13 protein-coding genes are annotated in these 12602 nt (G+C 59.7%); 8 read left to right on the forward strand and 5 right to left on the reverse strand.

Annotation, left to right across the window (positions count from 1 at the left end; all coding sequences use genetic code 11):
- On the forward strand, nt 1-449 hold a 449-nt coding region (locus tag AB4043_RS05820; RefSeq protein ID WP_442306657.1), incomplete at its 5' end, for an outer membrane protein assembly factor BamB family protein.
- Between the two features lie 24 nt (nt 450-473).
- Nucleotides 474-2060, forward strand: coding sequence for an outer membrane protein assembly factor BamB family protein (locus AB4043_RS05825; protein ID WP_442300391.1), 1587 nt, complete (start codon nt 474-476; stop codon nt 2058-2060).
- 122 nt (nt 2061-2182) lie between these two features.
- Here AB4043_RS05825 and murJ read toward each other — a convergent pair whose 3' ends face one another.
- From murJ to AB4043_RS05840, 3 genes are all read right to left on the reverse strand, one after another.
- On the reverse strand, nt 2183-3790 hold the full coding sequence (murJ, locus tag AB4043_RS05830; RefSeq protein WP_442300392.1) for a murein biosynthesis integral membrane protein MurJ: 1608 nt from the start codon (nt 3788-3790) through the stop codon (nt 2183-2185).
- 119 nt (nt 3791-3909) lie between these two features.
- Complete coding sequence (locus AB4043_RS05835; protein WP_442306658.1) at nt 3910-4185, reverse strand: hypothetical protein; 276 nt, start codon at nt 4183-4185, stop codon at nt 3910-3912.
- Between the two features lie 63 nt (nt 4186-4248).
- A complete protein-coding gene (locus AB4043_RS05840) occupies nt 4249-4749 on the reverse strand; it encodes a MerR family transcriptional regulator (RefSeq protein WP_442300394.1) in 501 nt (166 codons plus the stop codon).
- A gap of 149 nt (nt 4750-4898) precedes the next feature.
- On the opposite strand from AB4043_RS05840, the gene iscX reads away from it, so the two are divergent.
- From iscX to AB4043_RS05870, 6 genes are all read left to right on the forward strand, one after another.
- Entirely contained in the window at nt 4899-5114 is a 216-nt protein-coding gene (iscX, locus tag AB4043_RS05845) for a Fe-S cluster assembly protein IscX (protein WP_442300395.1), read from the forward strand.
- Nucleotides 5115-5969, forward strand: a complete 855-nt coding sequence (locus AB4043_RS05850) for a prephenate dehydrogenase (RefSeq protein ID WP_442300396.1) — start codon at nt 5115-5117, stop codon at nt 5967-5969.
- Between the two features lie 727 nt (nt 5970-6696).
- Entirely contained in the window at nt 6697-7275 is a 579-nt protein-coding gene (locus tag AB4043_RS05855; protein WP_442300397.1) for an RNA polymerase sigma factor, read from the forward strand.
- Entirely contained in the window at nt 7272-8069 is a 798-nt protein-coding gene (locus AB4043_RS05860; RefSeq protein WP_442300398.1) for a hypothetical protein, read from the forward strand. The genes AB4043_RS05855 and AB4043_RS05860 overlap by 4 nt, the downstream gene beginning before the upstream one ends.
- A 49-nt stretch (nt 8070-8118) precedes the next feature.
- Entirely contained in the window at nt 8119-9150 is a 1032-nt protein-coding gene (locus AB4043_RS05865; protein ID WP_442300399.1) for a HEAT repeat domain-containing protein, read from the forward strand.
- Between the two features lie 143 nt (nt 9151-9293).
- Complete coding sequence (locus tag AB4043_RS05870; protein WP_442300400.1) at nt 9294-10307, forward strand: HEAT repeat domain-containing protein; 1014 nt, start codon at nt 9294-9296, stop codon at nt 10305-10307.
- A gap of 81 nt (nt 10308-10388) precedes the next feature.
- On the opposite strand, the gene glgP is transcribed toward AB4043_RS05870, so the two are convergent.
- The gene (gene glgP, locus AB4043_RS05875) at nt 10389-12164 is read right to left on the reverse strand and encodes an alpha-glucan family phosphorylase (RefSeq protein ID WP_442300401.1); all 1776 of its coding nucleotides are present in this window, start codon (nt 12162-12164) and stop codon (nt 10389-10391) included.
- A 247-nt stretch (nt 12165-12411) separates the two neighbouring features.
- On the reverse strand, nt 12412-12602 hold a 191-nt coding region (locus tag AB4043_RS05880), incomplete at its 5' end, for a hypothetical protein (RefSeq protein WP_442306659.1).

Raw genomic sequence — 12602 nt, forward strand, 5'->3', positions numbered from 1 at the left:
GGAATGCCCGCTGGCTTTATGCCTCGATTCGCGGAGCGGCAGCCGCGAAGACCGGAGCCAACGGCCCGGCTCCGACCGGCTCGATCGTTGCGTTCAAGATCGAAGAGAAAGACGGTAAGCCCACGTTTGTGCAGCAGTGGGTCTCGCGTGATCTGGTCTCGCCTGCGGGACCGGTGATCTCGAACGGTCTGGTGATGGCGCTCTCCACGGGTGAGAGTCCGCGCCTGGCGAAGAAGGACGGATCGGCGTATTCGGTAGCTGAAGTAGAAAAGGCTTCCAAGCCCGCGACGCTGTACATCCTTGATGCCGCCACCGGCAAGCAACTTTGGTCCAGCGGAACGCAGATCACCAGCTTCTCGCATGTCGAGCTTGGCTATGCCAATGGCCGAGCCTATGTTTCGACCCATGACAACACCGTGTACGCCTTTGGCGTACCGACCGAGCGGTAATGCGCTCTTTGAGGAGATAAGAGTATGAAGAAGCTCATCACACTCGCTGCCGTCGCCTTGAGTTGTGGCGCCGCTGTCGCGCAGAACTGGACGATGGACGGTGGTGATAACGCCCGCTCCGGTTGGGCCAAAGACGAAACCGTCCTGACCAAGGACAATGTCAAAGACCTTACGCTGTTGTGGTCGATCCAGACCGACGTGAAGCCGCACGCGCTGCACGCTCTGATGACGCCGCTCGCGATTCACGGACTGAAGACTGCCTCCGGCGACAAGAACATGCTCTACGTTCTGGGTGTCTCGGATGTGATCTACGCCTTCGACGCCGATACTGGCGCGGAGGTATGGCGCAAGACCTTCGAGCCGGCGCCGCCGCAACAGCAGGGCCCTCCGGGGACGCAACGGAGCGGACCATCGGATCCGCGGCACATGAATTTCCTTGGGCCCGGCGGCACCACAGGTGTTCCGGCGATCTCGGATGCAGACGCTGCCGGCAAGCGCACGCTCTACATGGTTGACGGCAAGGGAAATGTTGTCGGCCTGGACGCAGCGACCGGAGAGGTGGTCTTTGGTCCGATAGCAACCGGCGTCATCAACAAGTTCGGTGTACAGCTCTACAAGGATCAGGTAATCTTCGCCGACTATCACGGTCGCGGCGGCATCATCTCCGTCGATCTGAAGACCAAGGCTATACACAAGACAGTCGGTTTCGCTGGCGGCGGTGGTCTGTGGGGACGCCGTGGACCGGTGATTACCGATGACGGCACAGTGTGGACAACGACCGGCGACGGTATCTACGACGTGACCACGGATCCGAAGAATCCGCTGATCGGCAACTCGGTGGTTGGCTTCGAGCTGCAGGCTGACGGCAACTGGCATCCGAAGGACTGGTTCACGCCGCCTAACTGGGACTGGCTGCGCAAGCGCGACCTCGATCCGAACAACACGCCGACGGTCTTCCACTACAAGGGCCGGGAGCTGATGGCGGCCTCGGGTAAGGAGTGCAAGGTCTATCTGCTCGACCCGAAGAATCTGGGTGGAACGCCGGATCATCACACTCCCCTCTATCGCACGGAGTTGTTCTGCAACTTCGCCGCCGACTTCCAGAACGCGGGAAGCTGGGGTGCTGTCTCTTCGTGGGAAGACAAGGCCGGTACGCGCTGGGTCGTCGTGCCGTTCTGGGGCCCAGCTGCTCCGGAACAGACCAAGTTCCCCATCACGCAGACGCCTGCGGCGAAAGAGGGCGGTGTCGCTGCCTTCAAGCTGGTGGACAAGGCGGGTAAGCCCTCTCTGGAGCCGGCTTGGATCTCGCGTGACATGTTCCGCGGCGATCCTCCGGTCATCGCCAACGGCATGATCATCACGCATGGCAGCGGTGACAACACACAGCAGGCGTGGCCTGACATCGGTCTGAACTTCGACTCCACCATTCGTGCGGCGAAGTCCAACCACGCGACGGTCTATGTGCTGGACGGAACCACCGGCAAGGAACTGTGGTCGAGCGGCGACACCATTACCGGCTTCAATCACTTCACTGATGTCACGATCTCGAACGGAAAGCTCTACGCCGGAACCTACGATGGCAAGCTCTACTGTTTCGGCCTGAAGAAGTAGTTGCGAATCAGGTAAGGGCCACCCGGGCCGGGTGGCCCTCTATGGGCAAAGCAACATTAAGATCTAAGGACAAGTGTGCGCGGCGCGGGGACGTACATGGACACACCTCCAGGGAAAATGTTTTATCGCGCAAACCTTCCCAGAATCTGTCCTGGCAGGCGAGAGCCAGTTGCCTTCAGGACAACGAGTACGATACCAAGCCATACGACACTGGCTCCAGCAATTGCAGAAAGATTTTGAACGTGGCCCTGCAATGCGGGCAATGCGTGCAAGCCGGCGGCGATGGCGCCCCAGCCGATGACAGAGGCTAAAAGGGCTCGTCCCAGCTCGCCGAACTCCAGGCCAGAGACGGGAGTGAGTCGATTGCGTTGCAGCAACACGACCAGCGCAGAGGTATGCAGCAGGATGCCGGCATTCGAAGCCCACGCCAGACCTTCAACGCCCAGACGATGAAAGAGCAGCCAGTACACAGGCATGGAGACTGCCGTGACGATCGTGCCGGAGAGCATAGGAGTGAATGTATTGCCGGCGGCAAAAAATGCCCGCGCGTATAAGTTCTGCGAGGTCCACAGAAAGAGTGAGAGACAGAAGATGGTGAAGAACCACGCTGTCGTCCGCGCACTGGTTTCATCCATGCGTCCGCCGCGCAGGGTGACGTCCACCAGCGGGCCGGCCAGGGCGATCATCCATCCGGCGGCCAGCAGAGAGACAGCCATCAGGCGGGTGACGGCGCGATTGACTGCCTGACCGAATTCCGCGAGTTTGCCTTGACTGTAGAGCGATGCGAAGAAGGGAAGTGAAGCTGCTCCGGCCGCCGGTCCAAGGATGTTCATTGGCGAATTGAAGAGCTGTTTCGCAAAGGCCAGACGGGTAATATCACCGACTCCCTGGGAGGCGAAGTAGGTCCGGATCCATTGGTCCCAGGTCGTAAGGGACTGGCCGATCATGAGCGGTGCAGCAAGCTTGAGCCACTGCCACAGGGCCGGATGGCGGAGGTCGAGTACAGGCTGCCAGCGCATGCCTTCCCGGCGGGCTCCGAAGACGTTGAGCAGAAACATGCCACAGAAAGCGCCCGCGACAGCGCCGACCGCCAGAGAGTGCACGCCAATGCGGCTATGCAGGACGAGAGCTCCGCCGATGATGCCCAGGTTGTAAATGCTGGGTGTGAGCGCCTGGAAAAAAAAGACCTTCTGCACCATCAGCTTTGAACCAAAGACACCGCCCGCAAAGAAGAAGAGCTGTGCCGGCAGAAGGATGCGGGTCAGGCTGACGCATAGAGCAGCTGTGGGAGCATCGAAATGCGGAAACTTGACCGAGACGTACCACGGTGCAAAGAATTCGGCGGCAACAATGGCTGCGCCCAACGCCAGGATCATGGTGTTCAGAATTACGGAGAGGGCACGGTCACCTTCGGCCTCTTCGCCCCGTTCTCTGTAGCCGCTCAGCAGGCTGACGAAGGTAGAAGAGGCGAGACCCCCGATCAGGAAGTAGTACACCATGTCGGGAAGCTCGAAGGCCCCGATGTAGGCATCTGTGGCATTGGTGGCGCCGAAGAGGTGGGCGATGAGCTTCTGCCGTATCAGAGCAAGAACGCCGCTGCTCATTACGCTGCCGGCCATGAGCAGCAGTGATGCGGAAAAGGCTGAGTGCGTGGCGCCCGGTTTCAGCCATTGCAGCCATCGGAGCAGCCTGGGCTGTTTGCTGTTCGTCTGTTCCTGGCTGTTCTGCATGCGTACGCTTTTGAGACGATTTTATGGGCGTGCGATCCCGTGAACCTCATGGCAAGGCAGATTCTGCACTTATCCCAGGAGGAGAACAGGGAAGTGGAAACGGTGGGAAAAGGGGCGCGCTACCAGATAGCGTCGTCTTCTTCGGCGCGCTTCGGTGCTTTGGCGGCAGGCCCCTTCTTGGAGCTCTGTCCCTGAGAGACCTTCACCGTGGTGTAGGGAGCGTACGACGGCGTCTGCGACTTCTGTGCCGCGGGATCGTCCGCCGATCCGTTGGTCCAGCTCTTCCAGGTCTCCTTCGGTCCAGGTGCGCGGGAGTGACGGATGCTGGCGGGGACGGAGAGGCCGGCGACGGGAATGCTGGCGAACTGTCGTTGGCTGCAGGTCAGGCAGCGCACGGGATACGGCGAATTTCGCGACGCTCGTCTTGCGATAGCTTGTGGGATTCCTGCATCGTCTTTTCAGAATAAACGGTCTGTTGCGTCGGGCTTCCCGGAATCCTCAGGATTCTTTGAGGCTTTACGTCCGGAAGCGCGCCGTTTGGTTGTCGTTGGAGGGGTTCCCGGGGGCTGCGAGAGCATCTCCACCAGAGAGCGAACTTCGCGCCGGATACCGTCCATCTTGCTTCGATCTGAGTTCTCTTCCACGCGGAAGAGCGTCGCCGGAGCATCCTTCTGGCGCTGCTCGGTCTTGAAGGCCTGCCGGGCGCCGGCGATGGTGTAGCCCTCGTCGTAGAGGAGCTGCTTGATGCGCAGCGCCATCTCCACATCGCGGCGGCGGTAGAGACGCTGGCCCGTACCGCCCTTATTGGGCTTCAGGTTGGGAAACTCGCTCTCCCAGAAACGCAGGACATAGGCCGGCACGCCACACAGGCGCGCAACCTCGCCGATGCGGAAGTACAGCTTGTCCGGAATCTTGTCCGGCTTTCCCGGCATCTTCTTTCGCGCTTCACCCAGGGCCATGGCTAAATCTTCCCCGTATCGGACTGATTATAGGCCCGGAAAAGTTGCAAGTTAAAAGTTGAAAACTTTATGTAGAGACTCTGAGTACAGTACAGGTTGCCCTGGTTGACCGAACGAAGCCGGATACACTAACTGTCGGAGAGTGATGCATGCCTCGCGAAATTGAATGGTCTGACGCAGAAGAGATCGGTATCCAGCTTCAGGAGAAGTTTCCTGACCTGGACCCCCTCACCGTCCGCTTCACGGACCTGCACAAACTTGTCACGGAGCTGCCCGATTTTGTGGGCGACCCGATGAAGTCGACCGAAGGTCTGCTGGAGGCGATCCAGATGGCCTGGTATGAGGAGTACAAGGACGCCCAGTAAGTGAACTCTCTTCTCATTGTCGGAACCGGGTTGATCGGCGCCTCCACGGGATTGGCGCTGAAGGCTGCGGGATTTTCCGGCCACATCACCGGCTTCGATCTCAGTCCCGCGGAGCTGCTCATCGCCCACGAGTCAGGCGCGATCGACGAGGTTGTCTCCACCCGCGAGGCCGCGGTGGAGGTTGCACGGAAGAGCGATGTGATACTGCTGGCTGTGCCGGTGCTCGCCATCCTGGACTGGATGACGATTCTGGCTCCGGTGCTGAAGCCAGGCCAGCTTGTAACCGACACCGGAAGCACGAAGGTGCAGATCGCGGATGTTGCCCAGAGGCTGTTTCCCAGCTCTGCAGGACCACGCTTTCTGCCCGGGCATCCCATGGCCGGCAAGGAATCCGGCGGCGCCGCTATTGCGGAGGCAGGGCTCTATCAGGGAGCCGTGTGGATCTTTACGCCGGTCGATGCGGAGACGACGGTGGAGGAGACCGCGTGGCGTGAGTGGATGTCGGCGATTGGGACCAAGGTGATGGACCTTGAGCCGGCGCGTCACGATCAGTTGCTGGCGTGGGTCTCACACCTGCCGCAGATGGTGTCGACCGCGTTGTCGGCGCTGCTGGAGGATACGTTCGGCGATGACCCGGATCTGCGGGCCATCGGCGGCCGTGCGCTCCGGGAAATGACACGGTTGGGAAGCTCGCCGTATAGCATGTGGCGCGATGTTGCCATGACCAATACGGCGCCGCTGGCGAACTCGTTGCTGGCCTTGGAGCAGCGGTTGCAGCACCTGCGCGAGCATCTGCGCGCTCCGGAGCTGAGGGAAGAGTTCCAGCGGGCGAATAAGTTTCGCGAGCCGCGGTGAAGGATCCCAGTAGCACGCATTAGTGCGCCACGAGTGGAACCTCAGGTGTATCGAAGAATTAGACAGAGCCCATGCACGGGGTGCCCCATGTCCCTCGGGGACATGGGCCCGGTCTTTGCTCTCCCCGTTAGAATTCTTCAGCTGGCACGAAGATAACTCTCACCGCGATAAGATTCGCGCTGCATTGGGCGTCGAGTTATAGAGCGGGCCTTCAGCCCTTAGTCGTTCAATGTGACCGGGACCGGGCGTTGCCCCAGGATGATATGGAACGCGCCTTCAGCGCTTAGAACCCTAATTGTGGTCTTCGTCAGGACCATGTTCGAAGCGTTGCCATGGTGTTGTAGGAGTATCGCGCACTGCGTACCAGCCTTGGAGGTAAGTCGGCCAGTTCCTTCATGGACGGGATCGATCATAACAACCTCCCATCCGAACTCCTCGATGTGATCCATGGTTCTCTTTTCACGTTCGTCGAGGTTCTGGGAACGGAAGAATCTCAGTCGTTCGGTACTGTAGGGTGGTTGCGGCATAAGAAGACTCTAGAGCGTTTTCCCTGTTTCTGGGCATCCCAGAACGGTCGTGCAGCGGCGTTTTCATTGCGGAAAACACCCATAGATGTGGAAGCCCTGCATTGCACCCACAGGGAAAATGCTCCATCGCGTTGGTTGGGGTAGAAAATTTTCACACCGTACCTAACCGCACCCCTATCCCCCCTGTCTAAGGAGGCGAAATGGAGAAGGCAGAAAAAGAGGCGATCCGGCGGGTAGTTGCCGGCGACCGGGACGCGTACCGCGTTCTGATGGACCGCCACTACGCTGCCGTCTTCCGGATCTCATTCCGCATTACCGGCAACGAAGCCGATGCGGAAGAGGCGGCGCAGGAGAGTTTTTTGCGCGCCTACAACAAACTTCCGGAGTTCCGGCAGGATGCTGCCTTTGGAACCTGGGTGACGAGGATAGCGATGAATACGGCCATGAATCTGGTAGAGCGCAGAAATCGGGACCTTTCGGTCTATGCGCCGCGTGTCTCCGACGAGGTGGGTGAGGGCACCGTGCAGGTGGCCAGCCACCGCGCCGGTCCGGAGCGCGCTCTGCTGGACATGGAGACGGCGACGCTGCGGCATGCCGCCATGGCATCCCTCACCCCGATGGAGCGCACTGCTTTCACTCTGCGCCATATGGAAGAGGTCGGTATGGCGGAGATCGCCGAGGCGCTCGGTGTCCCCGTCAACTCAGCCAAGCAGGCTGTTTTTCGCGCCGTCGCCAAGCTTCGGCGTGCCCTGGAACCCGTCGCAGGAGGTATGCGATGAAGCACTATAGCGAAGAAGATCTGATTGCGTACCAGATGGGCGAGAGCTCTGAGGCCCGCTCGATCGGCGAACATCTCGAGCAATGCGCGGAGTGTGCCACGCTGGCCGAGTCCGTTGCACAGACCTTGCGTGTTTTCTCGGCCGAGCCGGTGCCAATGCGGACGCCGGTGGATATGGACCTGAGCTGGCAGCGGTTACGCGGCAATCTGGCCGTGCTGGAGGCAGCGCCGAAGAAGAAGCGGTGGTTCTCCCTCTGGATGTGGCCGGCTGCCGGAGCTTTTGCCGCAGCGGCAGTCGTCATGATTGTGGTTGGTCTGCGCATGCACCATATGCCGAACACCGGCGGAGGAGAAGAGACCGCGACGCAGCGTGCCTCGGTGACCGATGCGTTGAAGAGTCTTGTGGGCCGGCATCAACAGGCGCACCCTATCAACGGCCATGGACCGCTGACCGATGTTCCGTCTGACGATCCGCAGATCTCCGCGCATCTCGACTCCGCCGAACGTCTGCTCACCACGGTGAACCATGAAGAGGGCCCACTCGATGAGGCGACACGCGCCCAGGCACACGATCTGCTGCTGAAGAACGCGGTCTATACGCAGACAGCGCGCGACCGCGGTGATCTCGCAGAGGCGGTAGTGCTCGACAACCTCGGACGCGTCCTCATCGGTCTGGATCATGCGCCGGAGACACCGAGGAGTACGTGGCAGTTGCGGCTGGAGATGAATACCGACGGGCTTTTGCTGGACCTGCGTGTGCTGCGCCAGAACGATGAGCACGGCTCTTCGAGGTAAGCGGCAAGCAGTAGTAAATGAGTTTTTTGGTCACAAAGGAGATGCACTTATGAAGCACTGGATTTTACTTGCAGGTCTGGCATCCGCTGGTTGCGCGCACGTTGCGCTTGCTGCTGGTCCCCTACAGCCCGCAATCTTTATCACTGAGCCCGGCGCCCCTACCGGGGAAGACGACTACACTGCCGGAACCAAGGCAATGAACGAGCAGCGCTGGCAGGACTCGATCGTTTCTTTCGACAAAGTCATTGCCGCTAAGGGATCGAAGGCCGACGCGGCGTTTTACTGGAAGGCCTATGCCCTCAACAAGCTGGGCCGGCGCGATGACTCGGCAGCGACCTGCAGTGCACTGCGGGGCGAGTATCCGAAGTCCACGTGGAATAAGGATTGCGCCGCCCTGGGTATTAGCACCGGACATGTGCGTGTGGTTGTGGGCAAGAACGGCAGGACGAGCTCCTCCACGTCCAGCTCCTCCTCTTCATCGTCATCGTCCAGCGGTGACGACGAGAACACCTTTGCGATCGGCCCCGTCCCGCCGGTTCCTCCCATGCCGCCGGTTCCGGCAGGGGAGGGCTCGTATACCTACAGGCGCGATCGCAGAAGTACGGGAGATCCCGATGCCGATCTGAAGATCCTTGCGCTGGGCGCGCTGGCGAACCAGGATGCCAGTCGAGCTGTCCCGGTGATCCGCGACCTGCTTCGGGGCAATCAGCCGGAGGCGGTGAAGAGGCAGGCGCTCTTCGTCCTTGGCCAGAACAAGTCGCCCGAGTGCCAGAACCTGTTGCGGGAGATCGCGCTTGGCAAGCAGGACCCCGATCTACAGCGGCAGGCGATGCAGATGCTGGCTATCACCCAGGGGAAGAAGGCGAACGATACGCTGGCAGATGCCTATCGACAATCCACTGATCCGAAGACGAAGCGGGCTGCCGTATCTGCGATGTTCATCTCCGGAGATGCTCAGAAGCTGGTTGAAATTGCCCGAGGTGAGAAGGATCTTGAGCTGAAGCGGCAGATCGTCTCGCAGCTTGCACTGATGAACGACAAGGTCGCCCAGGACTACATGCTCGAGCTGTTGCGCCAATAACCAACCTGCCTGTGTCGTCTGTCCGGAAATGGACGATACAGGCAGTTATCCCTCCGTCATCCAGTGAATTGGATCGATTTTCCGGATTTTTCCCATACCCTAAGAACTTTTTACGAAAACTCTCGTATCAGGAGACAAAGGCCATGAGAATCGCCTTCCGCATCCTCGTCGTTTCACTTGGGCTGGTTGCACCGCTTGCGGCCCAGCAACCGGCTGTTACCGGCGTGCAGGTCGACGCGCACGTCGCTCATGGTCTGTCCGCGGAGCTGAGCGCCGCGGCGAAAGACAGCACTGCGTGGGTGGGTTATTCCATCCCAGTACTCGGACACTTCTCGGACAACGATGGAGAGACCCTTTATCTGGAGGGCTCCCATGACGGAGAAGCACGGGATAGCGACCGGCAGGACTTCGACCATGTAAATGTTCTGTTGCGCATGGAGAAGGGCGCGGTCACAAAGGTCCGCGTGGCGACTCCGAACCGCAAGCTGGATACCGGCGGGGTGAAGTTTGTGTGGCTTGAGGGTGTCTCTCAGGATGAGAGCATTCGCGAGTTCGCATCGCTGGCCAACAATGCCTCGCAGGAACGCAGGGTGCGCGATGCCTCGGTGATGGTGATCGCGCAGCATGAATCGTCTGCGGCGACCAGCACTCTAATTTCCATGACAACCAATGGCGATTCGTTTGTCCGTGAGAAGGCTGCCTTCTGGCTGGGTGCGCATCGCGGGCAGGATGGCGTCAAGGGATTGCTGCAGCTTACACGCACCGAGCAGGATGAACATCTGCGCGGCAAGCTCGCCTTCGACTTAACCCTTGGTAAAGAAAATCCCTCAGCCATCGATGAACTGATCTGGATGGCAAAGAACGATGCTTCGCCTCACGTCCGCAAAGAGGCCCAGTTCTGGATGGCTCAGAAAGCCGGCAAACGAGCTGCGGGGGAACTTCGTCAAATTGTTCAGAATGACCCGGACCGAGGCATTCGCCGGTCTGCGGTCTTCGCGATCTCGCGGCTGCCGGAAGGCGAAGCAGCCGCTCAACTGATCCAGGTAGCAGAAACCAACAAGGATCCTGATGTACGCAAGCAGGCGATCTTCTGGCTCGGCCAGTCGAAGGATCCAAAAGCGTTGGACTACCTGACCAAGCTCCTCAGGAGTAACTGAGGACCCTCGAAACACTCGCAGCCTGCAGCGGTTTCGCATCCCGCTGCAGGCTCTTTTTCGTGTCTTTTTTGGTGTCCAGGGTTATATCGAGGTCTCACTTACCAGCGTGCTTTCGGCGATCGGTGCAACAAGACTGGCTGGTTGCAGAGTCGCGCGATCCAGGCGGTAAGACCGGCAGATGTACTGGTCGACCATACGTTGCGTATTGAAGAAGGCCCCGTTGATGCCGATGGCGTGCTGCATGATCTTTGCCCACTTCTGCTTGTCGAGGAAGGCTGGGCCTACAGCCTTCTCCAGTTTTTCGTAGAGCGAGACTGCTTCTTCTTCATCATTTACGCCGTCTTCGATAGCCCATCCGGTCGAGCCCTCGGCGCAGCCCTCGATCCACCATCCGTCCAGGATGCTGAGGTTGGGTACGCCGTTGAGCGTGGCCTTCATGCCGCTGGTGCCGCTGGCCTCGTAGGGACGCCGCGGTGTGTTCAGCCAGATGTCCACGCCGGCGGTAAGCAACGCGCCCAGATTCATGTCGTAGTTTTCGAGATAGACGACGTGGATGGGGCTCCGCTTCAGGCCGTGGGCTGCGCTGATGACCTCATGAATCAATGCCTTGCCGGGTCCATCAGCGGGGTGTGCTTTGCCGGCGTAGACAACCTGCAGGCCGCCGATCGCCTCAGCGATATGGAGAAGACGCTGCGTGTCTTCGAAGAGAAGGGTCGCGCGCTTGTAGGTGGCAGCGCGGCGGGCAAAGCCCAGGGTCAGGACATCTTCACGCAGGATGACGCCAGTGCGTTCCTTTACGGTCTCGATCAGACGCTGCTTGTTTACGGCGTGCGCGGCTGCGATCTCCTGCGGCTCGACTCCGTAGATGCCGCGCAGAGCGTAGTTGTCGGCGCGCCATCCATCCAGCTTCCGGTCGAAGAGGTCAGCCATGGCCGGCGAGACCCAGGTGCCCGCATGTACGCCGTTGGTGATGTAGTGGATCGGCGTATCCGGAAACATCTGCTGCGAAACCTTGCCGTGCTGCATTGCGACACCGTTTACGTAGCGAGAGAAGCGAAGGGCCACGTATGTCATGTTCAGCAACCCATCGTGGATGCCACCGAAACGGCTATAGAGGCCGGCGCGCTCCTGTCCAAGGATGGCGAGCATCTGGTCGTAGCCAAAGCGGTCGTGACCCGCGGGTACGGGCGTGTGCGTCGTAAAGACGCATTGTTGCTTGACTGCCTCAACCTCTTCATCGGTAGCCGTGCTCAACGGACGTCCGTTCAGCCGGTTTTCCAGCAGAGCAGTGGTCAACAGGGCCGCGTGGCCCTCGTTCATATGGAAGACCTCTGGCTGAACGCCGAGAGCGTGCAGCATAGCGATGCCGCCGAGTCCGAGTACGGCTTCCTGGCAGAGACGATAGTAGTTGTCGCCACCGTAAAGGGTGTCGGTAAAGGTGCGATCCCACGAGTCATTCGGTTCGACGTCGGTATCGAGCAGCAGCACCGGAATCACATGCCCGGTTACGCCAACGACATCGTAGCGCCACGCGCGAACCAGGAGCTCACGGTTCTGAACAGTAATGGCAGCGACCGCCTCGGCCGAGGGCAAACGGCCTTCAGGCGACCACGGCATTGGAGCCTCGGTCTGCCGTCCGTCGCTGTCGAGCATCTGACGGAAGTAACCCTTGCGGTGAGCCAGGGTCACAGCGACCATTGGAACTCCCATGTCCGCGGCGGAGCGTAACGTATCTCCCGCCAGAACACCCAAACCGCCCGAGTAAGTGGGCAACCCTACTTCCAATGCGATCTCCATGGAAAAGTAGGCAACACGACTATTTCTCAACGCTTCAGCGGCAACATCCTGCAGAGTCATGCCAGATAAAACCTCGCCCTTCGGGGTCCCAGATATGCAGGCTCATCGTTCCGTCCTGCTTTAGCCCGTGAATTGTTCGGACCCCTTACATAACAACTTCACAGCACTAACCCGAGGAAATCAATGCAAATCTCGTTCCATTCCTGCGGAAAATAGGCACATTACTTCGGTGTATGACGAAAAAAACCCGGCTGGGTTGACAGCCGGGGCGGCGATATTTCTCGCTATGTCTTTTAGAGGGCAGAGTTTAGAAGTGGTTGAGACCTACTTCGGTGGACTTAAGTCCGAGATGTGACAAAAGGCCGAGTACTACCACGACGGCGAAGCAGAGGGTCGGCCGGAGCCAGGCATTGCGGTTCCGCCGTATGCCGAACTCGATGGCCAGAAGGACAATCCAGGAAATGGCGGCGGCGATGATCCAGTCATAGACCATTACAC

It is taken from the genome of Terriglobus sp. YAF25 (assembly GCF_052113305.1).
GTDB lineage: Bacteria > Acidobacteriota > Terriglobia > Terriglobales > Acidobacteriaceae > Terriglobus.

Coding starts and splice junctions, on each gene's coding strand:
- AB4043_RS05825 (WP_442300391.1), top strand. CDS start 474: ATGAAGAAGCTCATCACACTCGCTGCCGTCGCCTTGAGTTGTGGCGCC.
- murJ (WP_442300392.1), bottom strand. CDS start 3,790: ATGCAGAACAGCCAGGAACAGACGAACAGCAAACAGCCCAGGCTGCTC.
- AB4043_RS05840 (WP_442300394.1), bottom strand. CDS start 4,749: ATGGCCCTGGGTGAAGCGCGAAAGAAGATGCCGGGAAAGCCGGACAAG.
- iscX (WP_442300395.1), top strand. CDS start 4,899: ATGCCTCGCGAAATTGAATGGTCTGACGCAGAAGAGATCGGTATCCAG.
- AB4043_RS05855 (WP_442300397.1), top strand. CDS start 6,697: ATGGAGAAGGCAGAAAAAGAGGCGATCCGGCGGGTAGTTGCCGGCGAC.
- AB4043_RS05860 (WP_442300398.1), top strand. CDS start 7,272: ATGAAGCACTATAGCGAAGAAGATCTGATTGCGTACCAGATGGGCGAG.
- AB4043_RS05865 (WP_442300399.1), top strand. CDS start 8,119: ATGAAGCACTGGATTTTACTTGCAGGTCTGGCATCCGCTGGTTGCGCG.
- AB4043_RS05870 (WP_442300400.1), top strand. CDS start 9,294: ATGAGAATCGCCTTCCGCATCCTCGTCGTTTCACTTGGGCTGGTTGCA.
- glgP (WP_442300401.1), bottom strand. CDS start 12,164: ATGACTCTGCAGGATGTTGCCGCTGAAGCGTTGAGAAATAGTCGTGTT.